Genomic DNA, 23861 nt, shown 5'->3' with positions numbered 1-23861 from the left:
CATAGGGTCGTCTGCTCGCATCACTGAGAGGGCGGATATTAATGCCAGGGGAAGCGCAAAAGCCACCACAAACCAACCATTTCCGGCCCATAAGGCGCCTGACTAAACCACTTCTTAACTTAAATCGGCCACCTTCGAAGGCCGCCTTCGAAAGGCGGGTCGTTCGACGGCGGATTGTGCGCGGGTTGGGGCTCCATGGGGCTTATTGTAGGCATACTGATCGTAATTGGCTGTACCCTCGGCGGCTATACCGCGATGGGCGGCAAGCTGGGCGTGCTGTGGCAACCGTTTGAGGCCGTGATCATCGTCGGCGCCGCAATCGGCTCCTACATCATCGGCAATCCCGCCTCCGTCGTGAAGCACACCGGCACCGCGATCGGCAAGGTCTTCAAAGGCTCCCAGTACAAAAAAGAGAACTACGTCGAACTCATCAGCCTGCTCTACCAGATCCTCAAGGTCGCCAAGACCAAGGGCAACCTGGGCCTGGAGCAGCACATCGAAAACCCGCAGGATTCTGCGCTCTTCGCCCAGTTTCCCGGCGTCATGGCGAACGAAACCGCCGTGATCTTCCTTTGCGACTACCTGCGCCTGCTCACCCTCGGTTCCGAAGACCCCCATGAGATGGAAACCCTCATGGACGAAGAAATCGAGGTTGTCCACCATGAGCACATGGAGGTTGCCCACGCCCTGCAAACTATGGCTGACGGCATGCCGGCGCTGGGCATCGTCGCGGCGGTGCTGGGCGTCATCAAAACCATGGGCTCGATCACCGAGCCACCGGAAGTGCTCGGCAAGCTGATCGGCGGCGCCCTGGTCGGCACCTTCCTGGGGGTGTGGGTTTCCTACGGTTTCCTGGGGCCGACCGCCTCAAAGGCGCAGGCGGTCTACAACGCGGAGATCAAGTATCTCCACTGTATCAAGGCGGCTCTGCTGGCACACATGCACGGCTCGCCGCCGGCCGTCTCCGTAGAGTTTGCCCGCAAGGCCCTGAATTCGCATGACCGGCCGACCTTCTACGAGGTCGAAGACGCGGTCTCCGCCCTTCCGCCCCCCGCCTAAAGGGGAGCCCCCGACGTGGCTGCAGGAAACGACGAAGCTCAAATCGTCATCATCAAGAAGGTGAAGAAAGGCGGCGGCGGCGGCCACCACGGTGGCGCCTGGAAAGTCGCCTACGCCGACTTCGTCACGGCCATGATGGCCTTTTTCCTGCTGCTCTGGTTGCTGAACGCCACGACGGAAGAGCAGCGCAAGGGTATCGCCGAGTACTTCTCGCCGATCACCTCCCTGGATCCCGACAGCGTCTCGCAAAGCGACAGCGGTTCCGGCGGCGTCATGGGCGGGCGCAGCATGACCACCGACGGCGCCCTGGTGAACGATACCTCGCCGATCGGCATCACGGTCGCCCTGCCCGGCGCCAAGGACGATACCGAGGAACAAAGCCCCACCCAGGTGGAGAACCCCGCCGACGACAGCCAATCGGGGCAGCGCCTGAGCAAGACGGCGGACAATCCGAACCAGGACGTGAACCGTGAAGAAGTCGACCGCCTGGCGCGGGAACTGGAACAGGAGCGTTTCGCCGCCGCCGAGGCGGACCTGCGCCAGGCCCTGGAATCGATCCCCGACCTCGCCGACTTCGCCAAGAACCTGATCGTGGATCAGACTCCGGAGGGCTTGCGGATCCAGATCATCGATCAGGAGGGCCGCTCCATGTTCGCCTCGGGCAAGGCCGAAATGTACCCGCATACGCAACGCCTGCTCGCGCTGGTCGCCGACGCCATCAAGAAGCTCGACAACCCGGTGGCCATCAAAGGGCATACCGACTCCACTCCCTATTCCAAGGACAACGGCTACTCCAACTGGGAACTGTCGACCGACCGCGCCAACTCCAGCCGCCGCGCCCTGCTGGCCGCCGGCCTGCCGGCTTCTCGCATCGCCTCCGTGGTGGGACGGGCCGACCAGGAACACCTGGTCCCCGAAGAGCCGAACTCGCCGCGCAACCGGCGCATCTCGGTCGTCCTGCTGCGCCAGGCCCCCGAGAGCGAAGCGCCCGTCTATCAGTCCAACCACTGATCCCGCCAGCCAAACCGCCCTTGCACCGCCCGGACTCGCCAGCCTAGGCTGTCGGCATGTCGATTGACGATACCAACGGGACACCGCGCCGACCGGGCTGGTCCGGGCAGCCGCCGATGCCATCCACCGCACCGCAGCTCTATGCCGGCGTGATCCTGCGGCGCAGCCTTGCCTACCTGGTCGACGTCTTAGTCATCGCAATCCTGGGGATCTGCCTCGGCTTCGCTCTGTCGATTGCCGGCGCCCTCACCTTCGGCCTGCTGAGCCCCATTGCCGTCATCATCCTGTCCCTCTGGCCCATCGCCTATCACAGCTATTTTCTGGCCAGCCGCGGTGCCACGCCGGGAATGCGCCTGTTCGACCTGGAGCTGAGAGACTGGAGCGGCAAGAACGTGGCGCCGCTGCAGGCCGTACTGGCAACCATCCTGTTCTATGTCACCGTCGCCCTGACGGCTTGGCTGATCCTGCTGGTCGTACTGTTCACCGACCGCAGCCGGGCCCTTCATGACATCCTGGCCGGCACCCTGGTGGTCCGCCGCCACCCCTGACCCGCGGGACCTTCCGTGCGCAGTTCTCCTGCGCCGACAAAATCTTTTCACTGAAGGCTGGCCAGTCGGCGCAATTCATTGCAATAATCGAAGCGTTATCCAAGTTCCTGGGAACAGGCCAGCGAAGAAAAGGCCAGCGGGAAACTGTGAAAACAGGGAGCATCATACTTGGCTAGCGCGCCCCTCAAGGCGTCGGGACCACTGAGCGCCTACGATCCGGACGGTTTCTTTTGCGAAATGCTGGGTGGCGCCGGCGATCCTGCCGAACACACGTTGTCTATCCGGGAGCGCCTGAACCGCCTGGACCTGGAAGAGTTGCGCGGCCGCGCCCGCGATGCAGAGCTGGAGCTCTACAGCTTCGGCATCACCTTCACGGTCTATACCCAAAAGGACGTCATAGACCGCATTCTGCCGTTCGACGTCATTCCCCGCGTCATTTCAGCCCAGGCCTGGAAGACGATTCAGAGCGGAGTGATACAGCGCGTCGCGGCCCTGAACCTTTTCCTGCACGACATCTATCACCAACAGAAGATTCTCAAGGACGGCGTGGTCCCCAAGGATTTGGTTCTGGGCAACAAGAACTACTGTCCGCAGATGGAAGGCATCGACGTGCCTTGCGGAACCTACGTCCACATCAACGGGACCGATCTGGTGCGCGGCGACGATGGCCAGTTCGTGGTGCTGGAAGACAACGGACGCTGTCCTTCCGGCGTTTCTTATGTTGTCGAAAACCGCCACTTGATGCTGCGCAGCTTCCCCGACCTGATGAGCAACATCGGTATCCGCCCGGTGTCCAACTACGGCCAGAAGCTGCACGAGGCCTTGGTCGAAACTGCGCCTGCCGGAGTCGGCGAGCCGCAGGTGGTTCTGCTTTCGCCGGGCACTTACAACTCAGCCTACTTCGAGCACATCTTCCTTGCGCGCGAAATGGGCGTGCCGCTGGTGGAAGGCAGCGATCTCGTCGTCGAGAACGACAAGGTCTACATGAAAACCATCAACGGTCTCGATCCCGTCCATGTCATTTATCGCCGCATCGGCGACGACTTCCTCGACCCCGAGGTCTTCAATCCGGACAGCGTTCTGGGGGCTGCGGGACTGATGCGGGCTTACGCCAAGGGCAACGTGTCTCTGGCCAACGCCATCGGCACGGGCGTCGCCGACGACAAGGCCGTCTATGCCTATATCCCTAGAATCATAAAGTACTACCTGGACGAAGACCCGATTCTGGCTAACGTGGAGACGCATATTTGCCGTGAACCCGAAGGTTTGGCCTATACCCTCGCCAACTTGAACAAATTGGTGGTGAAGCCGGTGGGAGAATCCGGCGGCTACGGCATCACCATCGGTCCGCGGGCCAGCAAGGAGGAGCTGGAGAAATGCCGTGCGGAGGTCACCGCCGACCCCGCCAACTATATCGCGCAGCCGATGGTCAACCTCTCGGTCTGCCCCACCCTGACCGACGACGGAATCAAGGCCCGCCACGTCGACCTGCGCCCCTTCGCCGTCACCGGCAAGTCGACCTGGGTGCTGCCGGGCGGCCTGTCGCGCGTTGCCCTGACGAAGGGTTCGATTGTCGTCAATTCCTCCCAGGGCGGCGGTTCAAAAGATACTTGGGTTCTTGAATAGGGGGAAGCTTGCATAGGCTGCTGTCACGCTACGCGGAAGCGATCTACTGGTTGGCGCGCTATGTGGAACGCGCGGAGAACCTGGCGCGCCTCCTCGATGTGAACGAGACGTTCAGCAGAGACAGCCGCGGCTGGCAAAACTGGCGTTCGATCTTGCAGATCAACCGCGACGAAGAGCGCTTCTTCGAAAATCACGAGGAAGCCGATGCCGACTCCGTCATCTACTTCTACACCCTGGATCAGCGCAACATCTCGTCGATCATTTCCGCAGTCAATGCCGCCCGCAGCAATGCCCGGACCTTGCGCCCACTGATCTCCACCGAGATGTGGATACAGCTCAACATGTTCTCCAACAATCTGAAGAGCATGCAGCGCGAAGATCTCAGCGAACCGCGCCTCGCGCGCTTCTGCAACCAGGTGAAGGAAGCCTGTCAAACCCATACCGGCATCACCGAAGGCACCTTCTATCGCGACGAGAGCTGGTTCTTCTATCAGATCGGCAGGGCGATCGAGCGCGCCGATCAGACCACACGTCTGCTGGATGTGAAGTACCATCTGTTGCTGCCGAACAACGAAACTGTCGGCTCACCGCTGGACGTCAGTCAATGGAATGCGGTGCTGCGGTCGGCCGCCGGCTATCACGCGTTCCGTCGGGTCCAGCCTAGTGGTATGACACAGGCCGACGTCGCCGGCTTCCTGCTGTTTCACAGCCGCTTTCCCCGATCCGTCAGGGCTTGCGTACATGACATCTCAAATCGACTCAATCATCTGCGCTCCACCTACCGGCTTATCGGCGGCGCCACGGCGCTGGATGAGCTGGATGAACTGCACTCTCTGCTCGACGACATCACCATCGACCAGGTCATCGACAAAGGGCTTCATGAGTTCGTCGACTGGGTGCAATTAAAGCTCATCCGCATCAACGCCGAGCTGGGCGCGGCCTATTTCGGCTATCCGGCCCTAAACCAGGAAGGCCAAGCCGCCGATTGACCGGCCCGGGCTCCAATCAGGCGCCCGCAACCGAAAGGCGAATCGGAGAGACTGGACGGGGCGGCCTTGGCCGCGCAAACTGGCCTGATGAAGGCAGATCGTACCACTGAACGGCTAGGGTCCGTGGATCCCACCGCCTTTGGGCCGCTCCAGAGCTACTACGTTCTGGAGCCGAACGTCTGCCCCTACCTGCCGAGCCGGCTGGAGAACAAGCTGCTGACGAAAATCAGCGGTCCCCAGGCACAGGCTGCCTACGACACCCTCAGCCTGGCCGGATTCCGCCGCAGCCACCGCTACGCCTATCGGCCCGCCTGCAGCCACTGCAACGCCTGTGTTCCGGTCCGGGTCGTGGCGGGTGAGTTCGAACCAGGGAAGTCGCTGCGCCGCATCGCCCGGGCCAACGGCGACCTCTCGGTCCACATGGGGCCGGCCTGCGCGACGGAGGAGCAATTCAACCTCTTCCGCCGCTATATTTCCTCCCGCCACGGCGACGGCGAAATGGCTGGAATGAGCGAGGAGGAGTACCGCTCGATGGTCGAGTCCAGCGATATCGACACCCGCCTGGCCGAGTTCCGCAGGCCTGACGGCACGCTGATCGCCGTCTGCCTGCTGGATTGGCTCGCCGATGGCCCCTCGGCCGTCTACAGCTTCTTCGACCCGGCATCAGTGCGCCGCTCCCTCGGGACCTTTGTCGTCCTCTGGCTGATCGATGCGGCGCTGCACCACAATGCGCCCCACGTCTATCTCGGCTACTGGATCGACCACAGCCGGAAGATGGCCTACAAAACCCGCTTCCAGCCGCTGGAAGCCTTCGGAACCGAAGGGTGGCGCCGCTTGCCCGCCTGACCCTCCGCCGCCCGGGCGGAGGGCATTGCCCCACTCTCCCCATTGATCGCCTCAGTTGCATAGCCGCCCGCCGCCGCCTATGCTCGCAGCTCACTTGACCGGTCCAAAGAACCGGCTCGGATTCGGGGCCCGAAGAATGGCCCTTGCCAATAACCAACAGCTTGAGTTTCCACTTCGGGGAGGATTGGAATGAAACGTCGTCAATTTATCAAGCGGGCGGCCACCACCGCTGCCGCAACGGGCGCGGTCGCTGCGTCCAGCTTCCCGGCGCCTGCCATTTCGCAGGGCCTTACGAAATGGCGTATGCAAACGACCTGGCCCAAGAACTTTCCGGGCCTGGGCACCGGCGCCAACAAGCTTGCGGAATTCATCGGTGCGGCCTCCGGCGGTAAGCTGACGGTGGAAGTCTTTGGCGGCGGCGAAATCGTTCCGGCCTTCGAGACCATGGACGCAGTCTCCAGCGGCACCATCGAGATGGGCCATGGCGCGCCCTACTACTGGAAAGGCAAAGTGCCGGCCAGCCAGTTCATCGCCTCCATCCCCTTCGGCCTCAACGCCCAGGAGCAGAACGCATGGATCCAGTTCGGCGGCGGCCAGGAGCTGGCGGACAAGATCTACCGTGAGCTGGGCTGCAAGTTCTTCGCCTCGGGCAATACCGGCGTCCAGGCCGGTGGTTGGTTCAACAAGGAGATCAATTCTCTGGAGGACTACAAAGGCCTGAAAATGCGCATCCCAGGGCTCGGCGGCGAGGTCGTTAAGGCCGCCGGCGGCAACGTGGTCAACTTGCCGGGCGGCGAGATTCCGCCGGCCCTTCAATCCGGCGCCATCGACGCCACCGAATGGGTCGGGCCCTACAACGACCTGGCTTTCGGCCTCTATAAGAGCGCGAAGTTCTACTACTATCCCGGCTGGCACGAGCCGGCCACCCTGCTGGACAACTTCATCAACCTCCAGGCCTGGGAGAAGCTGTCCGACGATCTGAAGGCCGTGGTGTCAGCCGCCAACGCCTATGCGAACACCTACGTGCTGAACGAGTTCGTGGCCAAGAACAACGGCGCCCTCAACACCCTGGTGAGCGAGCATGGCGTCATCCTCAAGAAGTTCCCGGACGAGGTGCTCAATGCTCTCGGCGGCCTCTCCGGCCAGGTGATCGGCGACCTTGCCGCCGCCGACCCGCTGAGCCGTGAGGTGATGGATTCCATCACCGCTTTCCGGAAGCAGGCCATTGCTTATGCGAAGGTCTCGGAGCAGGCGTTCTATAACGCCCGCGGCCTGCCCTTTAAGTGGGTCGAATAGAGATCGGGTAAGACCTGCCCGCATTTCCGACGCGGGCACAAAAAAAGAGGCCGGCGGGCTTGCCCCGCCGGCCTTTTTCGTTGGTGTAAGAAACGAGCGAATTCCCGTTCGGGCATTGTTTCACGACACCCTCTCGGGACTCGAAACTAGCCGAACAGAGCCTCCGGCAGGAAAGTCGCCAGAATAGGGAACGCCGCGATCAGCGCCAAACCCACAATCTGGATCAACACGAAGGGCATGATACCGCGATAGATATCCATCGTGGTGACCTGCGGCGGCGCCACACCGCGCAGGTAAAACAGGGCAAACCCGAAAGGCGGCGTGAGGAAGGAAGTCTGGAGGTTCACTGCGATCATCACGCCAAGCCAGATTGGATCCAGTCCCATCGTCAGCAGCACCGGTGCGACAATGGGAACAACCACGAAGACGATCTCGATGAAATCCAGGAAAAAGCCCATAACGAACATCAGGGCCATGACCACGAACATGGCCCCGAAGGCGCCGCCGGGCAACGCCTCCAAGACATCCGCAACGATCTTGTCGCCACCCAGGCCGCGGAAAACCAGCGAGAATACCGAAGCCCCCAGGAGGATCACGAAAACCATGGCCGAGATCTTGGTCGTGGTCTGCATGACCTCGATAAGAATACCGCTTCGATAGACCCGCTTGAGCGAGACCGCCACCCCGAAAAACATAACCAGGATGCAGACCCCGGCGACCACTGCCGCCGCCGCGTCGGCAAAGGGCACCACATCGCGCTGCATGCGAAGATCGAAGAGCGTCACCAGTGGAACCAGGGCGACCATGCAGCTGCCGCCGACATAAACCGGCCAGCCCTGCCCTTCACCTTCCGCCACCGCGCGTCCAGCCAGCAACAGAGCGCCAACGCAGCCGATGGCCGCTGCTTCAGTGGGGGTCGCAACGCCAAGAAGGATCGAGCCCAGGACCAGGATGATCAGGGCCGCCGGCGGCAGCAAAACGCGCAGCGCCCGCGAGCCCAGACCCTCCGTGTCCCCCGGCCCGCGCTCGATCGGCGGACAGGAGTTGGGCCGCAACCAAGCGGAAAAGAGAATCCAAAGCATGTAAAGGCCGACCAGCATCATCCCCGGCAAGAAGGCCCCTGCGAAAAGGTCGATGACGGAGACGGGGTCCGGCGCAAAGTTTCCGAGTGCCAACTGCGCCTCGGTATTCGCCCCCTGGAGCTGATCGCCCAAGAGAACAAGCACGATGGAAGGGGGGATGATCTGCCCGAGGGTGCCCGACGCACAGATCGTTCCGCAAGCGATCTTGGGATCGTAGCCGGCCTTGAGCATCGCCGGCAGCGACAGCAACCCCATGGTCACGACGGTCGCGCCGACAATACCAGTGGAGGCCGCCAACAACATGCCGACGAAGACCACCGAGAGGCCGAGACCGCCACGCAACTTGCCGAACATCAGGCCCATGGCCTCAAGGAGTTCCTCGGCGATCTTCGACCGCTCGAGCATCACGCCCATAAACACGAACAGCGGGACAGCCACCAGCAGTTCGTTCGACATGACGCCGAAATAGCGCGAGGCCAGAGCCCCCAGAAGGCGCAGGTCGAAGAGGCCGAACGCCAAGCCGCCAAAAGCGAAGATCAAGGCGACGCCGCCCAGGGTGAATGCCACCGGATAGCCCAGCAGCAGGACCACGCAGGCGACGGCGAACATGACAAGGGAGACGATCTCCCCAAGTTGTGCGGGATCCATAGCTTAAATTGGCTCTGTTTCTTCTTCTTCGGGCTGGAACTCGGGATGCCCGATCAACACCAGGAAACTCCTGGCCGCGAGGGACAGTCCTTGCAGTCCGATCAGAATGCAGAACAAGAGAATCACCGTTTTCAGAAGGAAGAGTCCGGGCAGCCCGCCTGCTTCGCGGGATTCTTCCAGCCGGACCCAAGAGTCCAAGACGAAGCCGTAGCTGGCGTAGGTAACCACGGCCACCATCGGCAGGAGCAGCAGGAAAGAGCCAAACAGGTCGATGACCGCCTTGTAGCGTGCGCTGTTCGGCCGATAGAAGATATCAACCCTGACGTGCCCGTTATGCACCAGGGTGTATCCGGCGCCGACCATGAATACGACGCCGTGCAGCCAAACATAGGATTCCTGCAGCCAGACCCAGCCGATGGCGTAGACGTATCTCAGGATCACCACGACGAAGGTGATCATGACCATCAGCAGCGTGAGCCAAGCAACACCGCGGCCGATCCTGTCATTCAGCCGATCTACCAGATTGACGAAGGCAATGAGCCCGTTCACGTCCCTGTCACAGCCCCCCTGTGGACATCCAACAAATCAACGACCTGAGCTATCTCCGGTCGAGCCCGGAGATTGCGGAAAGCCGGCTGACCCAGAAGAAGCCGGAGGCGCCCTGATTTGCCTATCTGCTCGTGGAATATGCCGGCCTTCGGCCGGTCTCCCTCGGTTCCTGTTCGAAGCTTATTGGTTTGCTTTGTTGCCCGCGCTTATAGGCTGCAGCGGCTGTAACGACAATGGAGAATCTCTGCAGATCACCCAAATTTATTCGACTTGGCAAAACCGTTGGGAGGCAAGCGGCCTGCCTGGGAACGCTTACCCAACCAGGCCCTCAGATCGGTCTCGGTGCGCACCCTCCCGGCGCCAGCAGCCCAGGTCAATCCTTCTTTTAGGACAAAAGTCTTAACATCTGAAAGGCCGCCGTCCTTGTACTTTTGCAGGATCACCCCCCGCCCCCGCGTCATTTCCGGCAGTTCATCCAGAGGGAAGATCAGCAGCTTGCGGTTCTCGCCAATCACCGCCACATGGTCGCCCCCGGCCGGGCGGCAGACAGCGGCCTCAACTCCCTGGGCCGGATTGATGACCTGCTTGCCGTTCTTGGTCTGAGCGACCACTTCATCCTCCGGCACCACAAAGCCGCGCCCGTCAGAAGAGGCCACGAGCAGCTTCCGGCCGGGCAGATGGACAAACACGGCAACTATATCCTGGTCGTTGGGCAACCCCATCATCAATCGCAGCGGCTCGCCGAAGCCACGGCCGCCCGGCAGCTTGTCCACCCCCAGAGTGTAGAAGCGGCCGTTGGTGGCGAAGACCAGCAACTTGTCCGTGGTTTGCGCGTGGACGACAAAGCGCTCCCGATCGCCCTCCTTGTACTTGGCGTCGGAGACGTCCTCTTGGTGCCCCTTCAAGGCCCTGACCCATCCCTTGTCCGAGCAGAGGATGGTCACCGGTTCCCGTTCCACCACGGCCTCGAGGGGGATGATCACCTCCGCCGGCGGCGCGCCGATTTCGCTACGACGGGCGCCCAGCGGCGTCTTGCCGCCAAACTGCGCCTTGATCTCCTTCACCTCATCGCCAATCACCGCCCAGCGCTTCTGCTCGTTCTTCATCAACTGCCCGAGTTCTTTCTGCTCCTTGGACAGGTCAGAATGCTCTTCACGGATGGAGATCTCCTCCAGCTTGCGCAGCGCCCGCAGGCGCATGTTGAGGATCGCTTCGGCCTGAACATCCGTCAGCTTCCAGCGCTTCATCATCTTCGCCTTGGGATTATCCTCTTCGCGAATGATGCGAATCACCTCGTCGATATTCAGGTAGGCGATGAGATACCCGTCGAGGATTTCGAGGCGGTGAGCGATCCTGTCCAGGCGGTACTGGGTGCGCCGTTTGAGAACTTCGTGCCGATGATCCAGGAATGCGCGCAATACCTCGCGCAAGTTCATCACCCGCGGTGTGTTGTCGGCATCCAGTACGTTCATGTTGAGACCGATCCGTGTTTCCAGATCGGTTTGACGGAACAACGATTCCATCAGCACGTCCGGATCGACGTTGCGGCTCTTCGGTTCCAGGATCAGACGGATTTCATCGGTCGACTCGTCCCGCACATCGGCGAGCATCGCCAGCTTCTTGGCCATGAGAAGTTCGGCGATCTTTTCGATCAGCCGCGACTTCTGGACCTGGAAGGGAATCTCCGTGACGACGATCTGGTAGCCGCCGCCTTTGATCTTCTCGGTTTCCCAACGCGCGCGAAGCCGGAACGATCCCTTGCCCGTCTTATACGCCTCGACGATGCTTTCCCGCGCCTCCACCAGAACGCCGCCGGTCGGGAAGTCCGGACCAGGCATCAAATCGACGAGCTTGTCGATGGTGGCGTTGGGCGTCTTGATCACATGCAGGAGGGCGTCGCAGACCTCCCCCACGTTGTGCGGAGGAATCGAGGTGGCCATGCCGACCGCAATGCCCTGCGCCCCGTTCGCCAGAAGGTTCGGAAAAGCGCCCGGCAGAACCACCGGCTCTTCCGATTCCCCATCGTAGGTCGGGCGGAAGTCGACGGCATCCTCGTCGATGCCCTCCAACATTGCGGCCGCCACTTCGGTCAGGCGCGCCTCGGTGTATCGCATGGCGGCAGCATTGTCGCCGTCGATGTTGCCGAAGTTTCCCTGTCCGTCGATCAACGGGAACCGTAGTGAGAAGTCCTGGGCCAGACGCACCAGGGCGTCATAGATCGCCTGGTCGCCGTGAGGATGAAACTTGCCGATCACGTCACCGACGACGCGGGCGGATTTCTTGAACCCGGAATTCGGGTCCAGCCGCAACTGGCGCATGGCGAAGAGCAGGCGCCGGTGAACCGGCTTTAGGCCGTCCCGGACGTCCGGCAGCGAGCGCGCCATGATGGTTGACAGGGCATAGGAGAGATAGCGCTCCGACAGGGCGTCAGAGAGCTTCACGTCACGGATTTCACCAGCCGGCGAAGAGGCCATAGAGAGGGTCACGACTCCGAGAAAAACTACCAAATATAGTAGTGATCAGCTCGATAATGGCAACAGATTGCCAAAGAAAACTGCGGATCTCTAGAAACGATCAGGGCGGTAGGGCGTCATGTCGATACCGGGGTCCCGATCCGCGATCAGGGCCGCGACCAGATCGCCGGTTCGCGCCGCCAGGCTCAGGCCGCAATGCCCGTGGCCGAAAGCGAAGACCGCATTACGGTGCCGCGGCGACGCACCGATGACCGGCACCGAATCGGGCATCGACGGGCGGTAGCCCATCCAGCGGCTCTCTTCGCGCCGGTCGAGACCGGGAAACCATCGGTTCGCGTTGCGGTAAAGAACCTCCGCGCGCTGCCAATTCGGCTCCGCCTCCAGCCCGCCGAGTTCAACTGTCCCGGCAATTCGCAAACCATTCTCCAGCGGCGTGCAGACGAATCCACGCTCGGTCGAGTAAACCGGCAGCCTCAGGTCTGCCCCGGCGTGCGGCAGCGTCAGATGGTAGCCACGCTCGGTATCCAGGGGCAGCCGGGACCCCAGCATGGCCGCCAGGGGGCCCGACCAGGCGCCCGCGGCGATGACGACGCCGCTACAGGCAACCCGGTCGGATTGCGTAATGACGGCGCTTACGCCGTTCTCGTCCTGTTGAAACCCGGTGACGCTCTGCTGACGGATCGTTCCGCCGAGACGTACGAAGGCCGCGGCCAGTTCCTGGACGAAGCGGAAGTTGTCCACCGTGTGGGCGACGTCGGGATAAAACACTCCCCGGCAGAAAATCGGCGCCAGGCTGGGCTCAAGTTGCCGGAGTTCCTCCGCCGGCAGGACCTCAAAATTGACACCCCGGCGCCGCTGCAGCTCCAGCATCGGTTCATAGCTCTTGAAGCCAGATTCGGTTTCATAGACCGATACCCAGCCGGAACGCCGAATCATCCCGGCGATCCCCGCCGCCTCGACCAGCGGCTTGTAGGCTGTCAGCGAGCCGTCGAGAAGGCGCGCCAGAGCAATGGAAACCTCCTCGACCCGTTGCGGCCTGCTCGCGCGGATGAAGTGAAGTAACCAAGGCGCGAGCTTGGGCAGATAAGACCAGCGGATCGACAACGGCCCCAGCGGATCGGCGAGCATGCCCGGCACCTTCCATGCGACCCCGGGCGTCTGGACGGGCACGACCGCTTCTTCCGTTATAATCGATCCGTTGCCGAAGGAAGTCCCTTCTCCCGGAGCCCCCCGGTCGACCAGCACCACACGGTGACCGTCGCGCAGCAGGTAAAGCGCGCAACAGACACCGACGATACCCGCCCCGACGACAACAACTGGGTCTTTTTCTCGAAGCGTCATCGGCAATGGGATCTGAGGATCGGTGTTGATTCGATCTCTGGGTTACTGGGACGTGACCTGAGCGGCGCCGCCATCCAGGGCAAAGCGCTGCTCGAAGCGCCGCCTTGCGGCCGGCAGGGGCTTATCATGGGGGTGGAAAAGGTGGCGCTCAAGGAAAAAGCCGGTCAGCGCCAATCCTTGCGCGACCGCGGCGCCCCCCCCTTCCCCATAACCCACGAGGAATCCGGGTAAGGCTAAGAGCTTCTCCCTGTAGGGCGTGCCGGCCGACAACGACACTGCCCGGCCCGAGCGCGGGCTCACATAGGCAAGCTGGTCGTTCTCCACACCGGCCGCACAGCGGGTCAGGTCCAAGCCAAACCCGAGTTCGGCCAGCAAGGCCAGTTCCCAGCGCACATAGACTTCGGCCCAATGGTCGCCTTCCAAGGCTTCCAGCAGAGCGAGCAGCCCCTCGTAGCAGGCCGGGTGGGGCTCTCGCTCCGGCATCGCCCCCTCACAGACAGCCGTGGCAGCGCTGAGGGCGGCCAAGCGGTCCGAGTCATCGAGCACCCTGGACATGTACGAACATTCCAGTTCGCAATCCAGATTGCCGAGGTGTTCCGCCAAGCGCCCGCTCCAGGTCGCCGAAACACGGTTTCCCGATTGGTATATCCCGCGCAGGCGTGGGGTCTGTCCCCCCCGGACGAGGCCGGCATGACGGCCATGAGTACAAGTGAGCAACTGGACCACCGCTGCACTTTCGCCATGCGGCCGGGCGGCCAGGACGATCGCCTCATCCTCCCACTTCATCGCGACACCACGGCTTTGGCAGGGGCCCTAGGCATCGAACTCCAGCCCGAGATTGCGGTAGCGTTCAGGATCGTTGATCCAATTCTCGCGCACCTTGACAAAGAGGAAAAGATGGACGGGCTGTCCGAAAGCTTCCTCCATCTCCTTTTGCGCCGCTTCGCGCACCATCCGGATGGTCTTGCCGCCCTTGCCCAGACACATCGCCTTGTGCTGCTCCCGTCCGACATAGATAACCTGCTGAATCCGGATCGACCCGTCCTTGAACTCCTCCCAGCCTTCGCTTTCCACCGTCAGAGCATAGGGCAGTTCCTGGTGCAGGTTCAGGAACAGCTTCTCCCTCGTGATCTCCGCTGCCAGCAGGCGCAGGGATATGTCGGAGAGCTGGTCTTCCGGGAAGTGCCAAGGGCCCTCCGGCATGCGGCCAGCGAGATAGTCCATAAGATCCTCGAGGCCGTCGCCTGTCAGAGCGGAAATCATGAAGACCTTTGAGAAATCCGCCATGGCCGAAAGCTCCGCGGCCAGTTCCAGCAGCTTCTCCCGCTTGACCAAGTCGACCTTGTTCAGCACCAGCACCAGTTCGCAGCGGCTCGCGGTCAACCCTTCGAATACGCGTCGCGCATCATCCGAAATCTTCCTGCGTCCGGCATCGTGAATGACGAGGACAACATCCGCGTCTTCGATGCCAGCCCAGGCGGCCTGGACCATGGCGCGCTCCAATCTGCGCTTGGCCGCGAAAATACCCGGCGTGTCGACGAAGACGATCTGGCTATCGCCGTGAACGGCGATTCCGCGGACGCGGGTTCGTGTGGTCTGCACCTTGTGAGTGACGATGGAAACCTTGGCACCGACAAGCTGATTCACAAGCGTAGACTTACCGGCATTCGGCGCGCCGACAACCGCCACGAAGCCACAACGCTGCGGCGCTACCACCGTAGTCATCTTCGTTTTTCCTTTACCAAGGACAAGAGTTGTGCCGCCGCATCCTGCTCAGCCGCCCGTTTAGAGCGGCCGGTTCCGGTTTGCGGGCGTTTTCCTTCCACTTCGACGCTGATGGTGAACAGCGGATCATGCGGCGGCCCCTGGCGATCGACCTCGCTGTAGCGTGGCAGCGGCAACCCGTGCCCCTGGGCCCATTCCTGCAGCTCGGTCTTGGCATCGGACGGCGGTTCCCGGTCCTCTTCGATCCGCTGGCGCCAAGCCCGGACAATGAAAGCCTGTGCCACCGGCAGGCCGCCATCCAGGTAAAGAGCCGCAATCACCGCCTCACAGGCATCGGAGAGCAAGCCGGGGTTGCTGCGGCCCTGCTTCTCGTCTTCACCCATGGCAAATCGCATGACGTTGCCGAGATCCAGCGTCTCAGCCACGGAAGCCAAGGTGTCTTTACCTACCAGCTTGGCAAGGCGGCGGGCCAAAGGACCTTCCGCTTCCTCCGGGAACCGTTCGAACAGCATCTCCGCGACCACCAGCCCAAGCACACGATCGCCCAGGAATTCCAGGCGCTCATAGTCGCCGCCCCGGTGGCTGGGGTCCGCGGAAACTGAAGGATGGGTCAGGGCGCGCGAGAGCAAGTCCTGATCGGCGAAACGATGCCCAAGCCGGTCTTGCAGTTGGGACAGCGCACCGCCCCTCTTGGCGCCGGTCCGGGGCGCACCCTGCCGGCTACTCGATACCATCGCCGATCCGGCCGAAGCGAATGGTGCTCGGCCAGGTCCAGACCTGCCACCACGGGCTGGCGCCGTCGTGGGAGAAGAACAGAACGTCGGCACGCCCCACGAGGTTCTCCATGGGAACCTGTCCGACCCCAGGCACCCGGCTGTCCTGGCTGTTGTCCCGATTGTCGCCCATGGCGAAGAAGTGCCCCGGCTTCACGACCACCGGCTTGAAGTCGTCCAGCGCGTAACCGTCGCCGAGTTCCTGGATGAGATGGCGCCTCCCGTTCGGCAGCGTTTCATAATAGAGCCGCCCCGAGGGATTGTAGTAGCGCAGGTCCGCAATCTCCGAAGCCGAAAGCAGCTCGCGCTTGGCCGCCACGTCGTTGATATAGAGGATGCCTCCGCGCACCTCGACCTTGTCACCCGGCAGGCCGACAATCCGCTTGATGTAGTCCGTCTTGTCATCCTTCGGATAGGCAAAGACCGCCACATCCCCCCTTTCCGGCTCGGAAGAGAAGATCCGCCCTTTGAACAGCGGCAAACCGAACGGCAGGGAATGGCGGCTGTAGCCGTAAGACAGTTTGGAGACGAAAAGATAGTCCCCCACGAGCAAGGTCGGCTCCATGGAACCTGACGGAATATTGAAAGGCTCGTAAGCAAAAGTTCTGACGCCGACGGCAATCAGAACCGCAATCACCACCGTCCGCAACGTCTCCATCCAAGCGCTGCCTGGCTGGCCCGCGTCCTTCGCGCCATCTCGTGGCGTCTTGTCTCCCGGATCGCTGCCCGGCCCTTCATTAAGCATCAATCTATCCATTTTTTCTTCGGTCCCTGGCTGCCATCGCCGAAGGAACCTCTTTCCAGGAACGCACCAGGGAACTTAGCCATCTTCAGGAAGCGCCGAGATGATTACAATAACCTGAGCGAGGGGATAGTCATCTGTGATCGTTACGTCAATCTGGGCTTTCATCCCCGCAGGGGTCATTTTGGCCAGGCGCTCGGCCGCCCCGCGCGTCAATGCCATGGTCGGCTTGCCGCTGGGTAGATTGACCACACCGAGGTCCCGCCAATGAACGCCGCGCCGCGGCACCCCCGTGCCCAGCGCCTTGGCGCAGGCTTCCTTTGCGGCAAAACGCTTCGCATAGCTCGCCGCCCGCTGGGCACGCCGGTCGGACTTCGCCCGTTCGATGTCGGTGAAGACGCGTTCAGTAAAGCGTTCGCCGAAGCGCTCCAGAGTCCTCTCGATACGCCTGATGTCGATAAGATCGCTGCCCAACCCCAAGATCACCGCCGCCGCTCCACAAATCTGTTGCTTGGCTAGGCGCTGCGCGCGCCGCCGGCCTCGGCACGGGCCTTGTTCATCAGTGCCCGCATTCGCCGGATAGCACTGTCCAGGCCGCTGAAGATCGCTTCGCCCACCAGAAAATGTCCGATGTTCAGCTCGGCAATGGTCGGAATCACTGCGACCGACCCCACCGTATCGAAAGTCAGGCCGTGCCCTGCATGGCATTCCAGGCCCAACTCCCCAGCCAGAGCCGCAGCTCTGCGTATCCGTTCGAGATGGGCTCTTGTCTGCCTGCCTTCAGGGTCTTCGGCAAAGGCATCGCAGTAGGCGCCGGTGTGCAGTTCGACGACCGGGGCGCCCAGCCGTACCGCTGCTTCGAGCTGCACCGGGTCAGGCTCCACAAACAGCGAAACCCGAGATCCCGCATTCTTCAGCTTATCGACGAAGTGCTGCAGATGATTGTGCCCGCCCGCCGCGTCCAAACCACCCTCCGTGGTCCGCTCCTCCCGCCGCTCCGGCACGATGCAGGCGGCATGGGGGCGATGCCGCAAGGCGATCTCCAGCATTTCGTCGGTTGCCGCCATTTCCAGGTTGAGCGGCAGGTCGATCTCATCCGTCAGCCTGGCGATGTCGTCGTCGGAGATATGCCGCCGGTCCTCACGCAGGTGCGCGGTGATCCCATCTGCTCCCGCCGATGCGGCCAGCCGCGCCGCGCGGACCGGGTCGGGGTGGCCGCCGCCCCGGGCGTTGCGAATGGTTGCAACGTGGTCGATGTTCACGCCGAGGCGCAGGGATTCCGTCATAGCTGCCTCTCGTATTTCCTCGTTTCTTGTGGCCGCGCGCCCTTCTTTGGCTCACTGAGACCGCCGGCAGCCGACCGCTGGCGCAACCGCCGGCGAAGGCGCCGCCGCCGTGCCTTCTGATATCCGGCGACGGTCCTCTGCAGTGGCCAGAAGAACACAAACCACGCCACCAAGGCCGTAGGGATTGCCCCTACCACCATGGGCAGAAGCACTTCCAGCGGATTCTCGAATATATGTTGGAATGAAAGGTCATCGGGCAAGGCTGTCAAGCTGTCGGCGCCCAACACCCATCTGCCGAGCGAGTAAGTCCAGATCCATATCAGAGGAAAGGTCCAAGGATTCCCGATGGCCGTGCCGATCGCGGCGGCAATGATGTTGCCGCGCACCAGCAATGCCAGCAACGCCGCCAGGACGAAATGGAGGCCGATGAAAGGCGTGAAGGAAACGGCGGCACCGCTCGCGAAACCTGCCGCAATGCGATAAGGCGTCCCCGGTAAGCGGCGCAACCTGTGCGCCACATAGGCCCCGGAGCGACGCCACCCGCCACGCGGCCACAGAACCGCACCGGCCTTTTTATGGAATGGTAAGGGGGTTCGCCGCTTGAACATTTCTGCAGTCTATCAGCCGAAAATGGCCGCAGCCTTAACCCCTCGCCCGCTCTACCGACGTAATGACCGGCATCGCGCGCAAGGCCGCGATAATATTCGACAAATGTTTAACACTCGTCACCTCGACATCGATCAGCATTTCAAAGAAATCAATCGACCGATTGGTAATCTTGAGATTACTGATATTGCCGTGACTTTTACCGATGATTGTCGACAAACTACCCAAGCTGCCCGGTTCGTTTGCAATAATGACATGCAACCGCCCAATACGCTGCTCCAGCCCGTCGTCAACATCCCAGGAGAGGTCGACCCAACGCTCCGGCGTCGCCTGGAAGCTCTCCAAAGTATCGCAATCGATGGTGTGAACGGTGACGCCTTTGCCCGTGGTGACGATGCCGACGATCCGGTCGCCCGGCAAGGGGTGACAGCAGTGGGCGTAATGGACGGCCATACCGGGAATGAGGCCCTTGATGGGAACCGAAGTTTCCTGCCCCCTGCCCTGGCGTGCCCTGGCCCGCGCGATCGGCACGATCTTCTGGACCTTGGCGTCGTCCTTGGCGCCCGGATAGACCGCGGTGACGATCTCGCGTCCGGTGTGATGCCCCTGGCCGACGGACGCACAGAGATCTCCGACGGTTTCCGCCTTGAACCGCTTGAGGACCGATTCCAAACCCTTGTCGGTCATCTCGTAACCTTCCTGACGGAAGGACTTCTGCAAGATCTGGCGGCCGAGTTCCATATACTGTTCGCGCTGCTTCAGCCGTACGAAGCGCCGGACCCGGGCCTTGGCCTTGCCAGAAACGACAAACTGCTCCCAGTCCGGCGAAGGCGTCTGGGCCTTGGAAGTGATGATCTCGACTTGGTCCCCGTTCTGGAGGGGGGCCCGCAACTGGACCATGCGTCCGTTGACCTTGGCGCCGACACAGGTATCCCCAACCTCGGAATGGACCGCATAGGCAAAATCGACCGGCGTCGCGCCGCTCGGCAGGGCGATCACAGCCCCCTTGGGCGTGAAGCAGAATACCTGGTCCTGGAACATCTCCAGCTTCGTGTGCTCCAGGAACTCCTCCGGATTGTCGGCGTGTTCGAGGATGTCCAGAAGCTCCCGCATCCAGCGATACTGCCGGCCTTCGACCTGCGGACTGTCCTGTTTGTATTTCCAGTGGGCCGCGACGCCGAACTCTGCGATTTCATGCATTTCCCGGGTGCGAATCTGAACTTCGATCCGCTGGCGTTCCGGGCCGATGATCGTGGTATGAAGCGACCGATAACCGTTCGGTTTCGGCGTGGAAATATAGTCCTTGAAGCGCCCGGGAACGACGGGGTAACGGCTATGCAACAGCCCCAGCGCATGATAGCAGTCGCCCAGACTGTCGACTACGACGCGGAAAGCCATGATGTCCGACAGCTGCTCGAAGGTGATGTTCTTGCGCTGCATCTTGCGCCACACCGAATAGGGCGTCTTCATGCGGCCGGAAACCGTGGCCTCGACCCCCTCCTCCGCCAGACGCTGACGCAGTTCACCCACAATGCGATCTGACAGATCTTGGCCCTGCCCGCGCAGGAATTCGAGGCGCGCCAGAACGGACTCGCGGCCTTCCCGGTTCAGCTCGGCGAAAGCCAGATCTTCCAGTTGATCCTTGAAACCATGCATACCGATGCGCTCGGCCAGCGGCGCATAGATATCCATGGTCTCCCGCGCGATACGACGGCGCTTGTCCGGCGAGGAGATGAAATGCAGCGTCTGCATGTTGTGCAGACGATCGGCGAGCTTGACCAGCAGCACCCGAATGTCTTCGGACATCGCCACCAGCAGCTTCCGAAAGTTCTCTGCGTGCTTGGTCTCTTCCGACTGGAGCTCCAGACGACCCAGCTTGGTCACACCGTCCACCAAGCGTGCAATGTCCTTGCCGAAAGTCGCCTCGACATTGCTCAGGGTATATTCGGTGTCCTCGACGACATCGTGCAGCAGGGCTGTGATGATGGAAGAATCATCCAGCTTGAGATCCGTGAGGATTCCGGCGACTTCGATCGGGTGGGAGAAGTAGGGATCGCCCGAAGCGCGCTTCTGCGATCCGTGCGCCTTCATGGCAAAGACATAGGCGCGGTTGAGAGCATCCTCATCCGCTCCCGGATCATAGGATTTGACCCGTTCGACGAGTTCAAACTGCCGGATCATGCTGCGCCCGAGCTACGGCTTCCGCCGCTACCGAAATTAAAACAATTCCAGCATACGCGCCCCGGCACAGGCCGCCAAGTACATGTTTTCAGGTATGGAATCGGGTCCGTTCCCCCTTTGTAAGGGGCGAAGGCGGTCCCGGGCAATGTCCTGCCTACTCGTCCTCGTCGGCCGCGTCTTCGTCGTCCGCTTCCGGAGCGGCGGGGGCGGCCTCTTGAAGCAGCGCCTCCTCGCCCGCCGCGGGCATCACCGGCGTGTCGAATTCGACGATATCATCCTCGGGCTCATCCTGCTCGCTCTGCTTCTGTAGGCCCTGAATCAAGGCGTTACCCAGCGCATCCAAGCTCACGGTCTCGTCGGCGATCTCACGCAGTGCCACGACGGGGTTCTTGTCGTTGTCGCGATCGACGGTCAGCGACGCACCGGAGGAGATATCCCGGGCACGCTGAGCGGCTTTCATCACCAGCTCGAAGCGGTTGGGGACCTTCAGAACGCAATCTTCAACTGTTACGCGCGCCATTCCATCGATTCTCCACAGATAAGTGTGCCGGGTTCCGATCGAAACCCAGCGGCGCGGAATATATGAGCCCCCCGCTGGCTTCGCAAGCCCCAAGGTGGTCTCTGGCAGGCGTCACTCACGCCCCTTCTACGATCCGCTCTACCTGCTGCCCCGGCGGTAACGAGGCCAACATCTCCGCAGCCGTCATGCCGCTTATCGGGTGGTGCCATTGCGGGGCCACCTCCGCCAACGGCATCAGCACAAAGGCCCGCTCCTGCAGCCTGGGGTGCGGCAGCTTCAGACCGTCCGGCTCGTCGATCACCTGGTCTTCGTATGCCAGCAGATCGAGATCGAGCGTCCGGCTTTCGTTCCGCCGTGAACGAGTACGACCGTAGTCGCTTTCGACAGCATGCAAGGCCTCCAGCAGGGCCTTGGGCCCAAGCGACGTGGCAACCTGAGCGACCCCATTGACGAACCACGGCTGATCCGAAGCCGGGATTGGCGCGCTGCGATACCATGAAGATCGGTCCATCAACTTAATTTCTTTTTTTCTCATATACTTAAGAACGTTTTCTAATAATTCCTGCGAAGTACCAAACTGCTTCGTTTGGAGGTTCGATCCAAGCGCAATAAGAATCATGTTTCCTGGGCCCGATCCTGCACCGATAATACTGAAGCTCTTGCGAGTATGATGTGAAGACCTAGATATCTAGCATGGAAACGGCTGTATCTTTGCGGGCTGGGAGTCGCAAGTTCAGTTTCCTCCATAAACGGATGTATTTCGGAATCAGGATTTCCGTGAGGCTGGCCAAAGCTGTCCAAGCGCCAGCCTTTCAAAGGGGTAGATATGAAGTTCTATAGCCAGGAACGGGTTGCTCTTTTCATTGATGGCGCGAACCTTTACGCGACAGCCCGAGCATTAGGCTTTGATATTGATTACAAGCGCTTGTTGGATATTTTTTCCAATCAATGCAACCTTGTCCGTGCCCTTTACTATACAGCGCTCGTCGAAGACCAAGAATACTCGCCTATTCGGCCCCTCGTAGACTGGTTGGACTACAACGGCTACACGATGGTGACGAAGCCGACCAAGGAATTCACCGACGCAGCAGGCCGGCGCAAGGTCAAGGGCAACATGGACATCGAACTGGCGGTCGACGCCATGGAGATGCTCGACCACCTGGATCACATCGTGCTGTTCTCAGGAGACGGCGATTTCCGACGGCTGGTGGAAACCATTCAACGGCGTGGCCGACGGGTCACCGTCGTTTCGACGCTGCGGTCCCAACCTCCGATGATCGCGGATGAACTGCGGCGGCAAGCAGATGTCTTTATCGACCTGACCGAGTTGCAGTCGCAGATCGCCCGGCAGCTTCCCGCCGACCGCGCCCGCAGCGGAGAACGCCTGCGCCAGGGCGGCTACGACGAGGACCGCTACGTTGACGACGACGACTATTACGAGGACGAAGCCGTCTAGACGTCCGGCCCAGCTATGCAAATCGAGCCGCCCCGCGACTGCGCGCTCTGCCCTCGCCTCGTGGCCTTCCGGGAAGCCAACCAGGCCGCCTTTCCCACGTTCCACAACGCCCCAGTAAGGGCCTTTGGCCCTTCTGACGCGCGGCTGCTGATTGTCGGCCTGGCCCCCGGACTCAAGGGAGCGAACCAGACCGGACGGCCCTTTACCGGCGATTACGCCGGTGACCTGCTCTACCAGACACTTGGCAGGTTCGGCTTCGCTGAGGGGAGCTATCAACGCCGGGCCGATGACGGACTACGCTTGGTGGACTGCCGCATCACCAACGCCGTGCGCTGCGTCCCTCCGGAAAACAAACCCGTTGGGGCCGAAGTCAAAAACTGCCGCCCTTTTCTGGTCCAGGAAATCGAGGCGATGAAGCGGCTGGAAATGATACTCTGTCTCGGCAGCCTCTCCCACGGGGTGGTCATGACCACCCTCGGCGCCCGCAAGAGCCATTATCCCTTCGGACACGGCGCCATTCACCGATTTGACGGATTGACAGTCGCGGACAGCTATCACTGCTCCCGCTACAACACCAACACCGGCCGGCTTACCGAAACGATGTTCGAAGACGTCTTCGCGGAAATCCGGAAGCGACTAGCCCCGCTCCCTCATAAGACGTGACTTGCGGCGGTCCCACTCGCGGGACTTGATGTCCTGCCGCTTATCTGCTTTCCGCTTCCCTCGAGCCAGGCCGACTTCCAACTTGGCGACCCCCCGCGGATTGAAGTAGATCGCCAGCGGGACCAGGGTGTAGCCCTCGCGCCGCACCTGCCCCACCAGCTTGGCCAGCTCACGGCGATGCACCAGGAGCTTCCGCAGCCGCCGCGGTTCATGGTTGTTGTGAGTTGCAGCCTCGTATTCGGGAATGTGAGCGCCCTGCAGGAACAGCTCGCCACCTCGCTCCGTCACATAGGCCTCGCCAATGGACGCCCGTCCGCCGCGCAGCGATTTCACCTCGCTGCCCGTCAGAACCAGTCCCGCTTCGAAACGGTCCTCGATCTGATAGTCATGGCGTGCCCGGCGGTTCTGGGCCGCGACCTGCTTCGCGCCCGCCTTCATGC

Annotated in this window: 24 protein-coding genes; 9 read left to right on the top strand and 15 right to left on the bottom strand. The window is 61.7% G+C overall.

Features of this window, described 5'->3' with window-relative positions; genetic code table 11:
• The first annotated feature begins 195 nt into the window (after window positions 1-195).
• The 7 genes from motA to AAFN88_RS13030 all read left to right on the top strand — a co-directional run bounded on the left by motA (window position 196) and on the right by AAFN88_RS13030 (window position 7375).
• A complete protein-coding gene (gene motA, locus AAFN88_RS13060) occupies window positions 196-1059 on the top strand; it encodes a flagellar motor stator protein MotA (RefSeq protein ID WP_347520751.1) in 864 nt (287 codons plus the stop codon).
• Window positions 1060-1074: 15 nt separating this feature from the next.
• Window positions 1075-2070, top strand: a complete 996-nt coding sequence (locus tag AAFN88_RS13055) for a flagellar motor protein MotB (protein ID WP_347520750.1) — start codon at window positions 1075-1077, stop codon at window positions 2068-2070.
• A gap of 116 nt (window positions 2071-2186) precedes the next feature.
• Window positions 2187-2618, top strand: coding sequence for an RDD family protein (locus AAFN88_RS13050; RefSeq protein ID WP_347520749.1), 432 nt, complete (start codon window positions 2187-2189; stop codon window positions 2616-2618).
• Window positions 2619-2855: 237 nt separating this feature from the next.
• Window positions 2856-4244, top strand: coding sequence for a circularly permuted type 2 ATP-grasp protein (locus tag AAFN88_RS13045; protein WP_347521670.1), 1389 nt, complete (start codon window positions 2856-2858; stop codon window positions 4242-4244).
• A gap of 8 nt (window positions 4245-4252) precedes the next feature.
• Entirely contained in the window at window positions 4253-5233 is a 981-nt protein-coding gene (locus tag AAFN88_RS13040; RefSeq protein WP_347520748.1) for an alpha-E domain-containing protein, read from the top strand.
• A 123-nt stretch (window positions 5234-5356) separates the two neighbouring features.
• Complete coding sequence (locus AAFN88_RS13035) at window positions 5357-6079, top strand: arginyltransferase (RefSeq protein ID WP_347520747.1); 723 nt, start codon at window positions 5357-5359, stop codon at window positions 6077-6079.
• Between the two features lie 303 nt (window positions 6080-6382).
• Window positions 6383-7375: a TRAP transporter substrate-binding protein gene (locus AAFN88_RS13030; protein ID WP_347520746.1), complete on the top strand. Its 993-nt coding sequence runs from the start codon at window positions 6383-6385 to the stop codon at window positions 7373-7375.
• Window positions 7376-7521: 146 nt separating this feature from the next.
• Here the strand turns inward: AAFN88_RS13030 and AAFN88_RS13025 are convergent, their stop codons facing one another.
• From AAFN88_RS13025 to folK, 14 genes are all read right to left on the bottom strand, one after another.
• Entirely contained in the window at window positions 7522-9066 is a 1545-nt protein-coding gene (locus AAFN88_RS13025) for a TRAP transporter large permease subunit (protein WP_347520745.1), read from the bottom strand.
• 42 nt (window positions 9067-9108) lie between these two features.
• Window positions 9109-9654 carry a TRAP transporter small permease subunit gene (locus tag AAFN88_RS13020; protein ID WP_347520744.1) on the bottom strand — a complete coding sequence of 182 codons (546 nt, stop codon included), beginning with the start codon at window positions 9652-9654 and terminating at the stop codon, window positions 9109-9111.
• Window positions 9655-9905: 251 nt separating this feature from the next.
• Window positions 9906-12128, bottom strand: a complete 2223-nt coding sequence (gene parC / locus AAFN88_RS13015) for a DNA topoisomerase IV subunit A (RefSeq protein WP_347520743.1) — start codon at window positions 12126-12128, stop codon at window positions 9906-9908.
• 90 nt (window positions 12129-12218) lie between these two features.
• Window positions 12219-13469, bottom strand: a complete 1251-nt coding sequence (locus tag AAFN88_RS13010; RefSeq protein WP_347520742.1) for an FAD-dependent oxidoreductase — start codon at window positions 13467-13469, stop codon at window positions 12219-12221.
• Between the two features lie 42 nt (window positions 13470-13511).
• Window positions 13512-14255 carry a DNA repair protein RecO gene (recO, locus tag AAFN88_RS13005; RefSeq protein ID WP_347520741.1) on the bottom strand — a complete coding sequence of 248 codons (744 nt, stop codon included), beginning with the start codon at window positions 14253-14255 and terminating at the stop codon, window positions 13512-13514.
• A 27-nt stretch (window positions 14256-14282) separates the two neighbouring features.
• On the bottom strand, window positions 14283-15194 hold the full coding sequence (era, locus tag AAFN88_RS13000) for a GTPase Era (RefSeq protein ID WP_347520740.1): 912 nt from the start codon (window positions 15192-15194) through the stop codon (window positions 14283-14285).
• Entirely contained in the window at window positions 15191-15928 is a 738-nt protein-coding gene (gene rnc / locus AAFN88_RS12995; protein ID WP_347520739.1) for a ribonuclease III, read from the bottom strand. Before rnc ends, era begins: the two co-directional genes overlap by 4 nt.
• Window positions 15915-16625: a signal peptidase I gene (lepB, locus tag AAFN88_RS12990; protein ID WP_347521669.1), complete on the bottom strand. Its 711-nt coding sequence runs from the start codon at window positions 16623-16625 to the stop codon at window positions 15915-15917. Before lepB ends, rnc begins: the two co-directional genes overlap by 14 nt.
• Window positions 16626-16787: 162 nt before the next feature.
• Window positions 16788-17195, bottom strand: coding sequence for a holo-ACP synthase (acpS, locus tag AAFN88_RS12985; protein WP_347520738.1), 408 nt, complete (start codon window positions 17193-17195; stop codon window positions 16788-16790).
• Window positions 17196-17224: 29 nt separating this feature from the next.
• Window positions 17225-17995 (bottom strand): pyridoxine 5'-phosphate synthase, encoded by a 771-nt coding sequence (locus AAFN88_RS12980; RefSeq protein ID WP_347520737.1) that lies wholly within the window; start codon window positions 17993-17995, stop codon window positions 17225-17227.
• Window positions 17992-18603, bottom strand: coding sequence for a DUF2062 domain-containing protein (locus tag AAFN88_RS12975; RefSeq protein WP_347520736.1), 612 nt, complete (start codon window positions 18601-18603; stop codon window positions 17992-17994). The genes AAFN88_RS12980 and AAFN88_RS12975 overlap by 4 nt, the downstream gene beginning before the upstream one ends.
• Before the next feature lie 34 nt (window positions 18604-18637).
• Window positions 18638-20782 carry a bifunctional (p)ppGpp synthetase/guanosine-3',5'-bis(diphosphate) 3'-pyrophosphohydrolase gene (locus AAFN88_RS12970; protein ID WP_347520735.1) on the bottom strand — a complete coding sequence of 715 codons (2145 nt, stop codon included), beginning with the start codon at window positions 20780-20782 and terminating at the stop codon, window positions 18638-18640.
• Between the two features lie 154 nt (window positions 20783-20936).
• Window positions 20937-21302, bottom strand: coding sequence for a DNA-directed RNA polymerase subunit omega (gene rpoZ, locus AAFN88_RS12965; protein WP_347520734.1), 366 nt, complete (start codon window positions 21300-21302; stop codon window positions 20937-20939).
• A gap of 115 nt (window positions 21303-21417) precedes the next feature.
• Window positions 21418-21921, bottom strand: a complete 504-nt coding sequence (gene folK / locus AAFN88_RS12960) for a 2-amino-4-hydroxy-6-hydroxymethyldihydropteridine diphosphokinase (protein WP_347520733.1) — start codon at window positions 21919-21921, stop codon at window positions 21418-21420.
• Between the two features lie 207 nt (window positions 21922-22128).
• On the opposite strand from folK, the gene AAFN88_RS12955 reads away from it, so the two are divergent.
• Window positions 22129-22758, top strand: coding sequence for an NYN domain-containing protein (locus AAFN88_RS12955; RefSeq protein ID WP_347520732.1), 630 nt, complete (start codon window positions 22129-22131; stop codon window positions 22756-22758).
• Between the two features lie 15 nt (window positions 22759-22773).
• A complete protein-coding gene (locus AAFN88_RS12950; protein WP_347520731.1) occupies window positions 22774-23421 on the top strand; it encodes a uracil-DNA glycosylase in 648 nt (215 codons plus the stop codon).
• On the opposite strand, the gene smpB is transcribed toward AAFN88_RS12950, so the two are convergent.
• Window positions 23395-23859 carry an SsrA-binding protein SmpB gene (gene smpB / locus AAFN88_RS12945; RefSeq protein WP_347520730.1) on the bottom strand — a complete coding sequence of 155 codons (465 nt, stop codon included), beginning with the start codon at window positions 23857-23859 and terminating at the stop codon, window positions 23395-23397. The genes AAFN88_RS12950 and smpB overlap by 27 nt on opposite strands.
• Between the last annotated feature and the right edge of the window lie 2 nt (window positions 23860-23861).

Source organism: Pelagibius sp. CAU 1746, from assembly GCF_039839785.1.
Taxonomy (GTDB): Bacteria; Pseudomonadota; Alphaproteobacteria; order Kiloniellales; family Kiloniellaceae; genus Pelagibius.
Note: the sequence above shows the minus strand (reverse complement) of the source record. Positions and strands in the feature narration are given on the sequence as shown.

Excerpts from the sequence above, each read along its gene's own strand:
- AAFN88_RS12970 (WP_347520735.1), bottom strand. The coding sequence starts at position 20,782 with ATGATCCGGCAGTTTGAACTCGTCGAACGGGTCAAATCCTATGATCCG.
- AAFN88_RS13025 (WP_347520745.1), bottom strand. The coding sequence starts at position 9,066 with ATGTTCGCCGTCGCCTGCGTGGTCCTGCTGCTGGGCTATCCGGTGGCA.
- parC (WP_347520743.1), bottom strand. The coding sequence starts at position 12,128 with ATGGCCTCTTCGCCGGCTGGTGAAATCCGTGACGTGAAGCTCTCTGAC.
- rnc (WP_347520739.1), bottom strand. The coding sequence starts at position 15,928 with ATGGTATCGAGTAGCCGGCAGGGTGCGCCCCGGACCGGCGCCAAGAGG.
- recO (WP_347520741.1), bottom strand. The coding sequence starts at position 14,255 with ATGAAGTGGGAGGATGAGGCGATCGTCCTGGCCGCCCGGCCGCATGGC.
- smpB (WP_347520730.1), bottom strand. The coding sequence starts at position 23,859 with ATGAAGGCGGGCGCGAAGCAGGTCGCGGCCCAGAACCGCCGGGCACGC.
- AAFN88_RS13050 (WP_347520749.1), top strand. The coding sequence starts at position 2,187 with ATGCCATCCACCGCACCGCAGCTCTATGCCGGCGTGATCCTGCGGCGC.
- lepB (WP_347521669.1), bottom strand. The coding sequence starts at position 16,625 with ATGGAGACGTTGCGGACGGTGGTGATTGCGGTTCTGATTGCCGTCGGC.
- AAFN88_RS13045 (WP_347521670.1), top strand. The coding sequence starts at position 2,856 with ATGCTGGGTGGCGCCGGCGATCCTGCCGAACACACGTTGTCTATCCGG.
- folK (WP_347520733.1), bottom strand. The coding sequence starts at position 21,921 with ATGATTCTTATTGCGCTTGGATCGAACCTCCAAACGAAGCAGTTTGGT.
- AAFN88_RS12975 (WP_347520736.1), bottom strand. The coding sequence starts at position 18,603 with ATGTTCAAGCGGCGAACCCCCTTACCATTCCATAAAAAGGCCGGTGCG.
- motA (WP_347520751.1), top strand. The coding sequence starts at position 196 with ATGGGGCTTATTGTAGGCATACTGATCGTAATTGGCTGTACCCTCGGC.
- AAFN88_RS12980 (WP_347520737.1), bottom strand. The coding sequence starts at position 17,995 with ATGACGGAATCCCTGCGCCTCGGCGTGAACATCGACCACGTTGCAACC.
- era (WP_347520740.1), bottom strand. The coding sequence starts at position 15,194 with ATGACTACGGTGGTAGCGCCGCAGCGTTGTGGCTTCGTGGCGGTTGTC.
- AAFN88_RS13010 (WP_347520742.1), bottom strand. The coding sequence starts at position 13,469 with ATGACGCTTCGAGAAAAAGACCCAGTTGTTGTCGTCGGGGCGGGTATC.
- AAFN88_RS13030 (WP_347520746.1), top strand. The coding sequence starts at position 6,383 with ATGCAAACGACCTGGCCCAAGAACTTTCCGGGCCTGGGCACCGGCGCC.
- AAFN88_RS12950 (WP_347520731.1), top strand. The coding sequence starts at position 22,774 with ATGCAAATCGAGCCGCCCCGCGACTGCGCGCTCTGCCCTCGCCTCGTG.
- rpoZ (WP_347520734.1), bottom strand. The coding sequence starts at position 21,302 with ATGGCGCGCGTAACAGTTGAAGATTGCGTTCTGAAGGTCCCCAACCGC.
- AAFN88_RS12955 (WP_347520732.1), top strand. The coding sequence starts at position 22,129 with ATGAAGTTCTATAGCCAGGAACGGGTTGCTCTTTTCATTGATGGCGCG.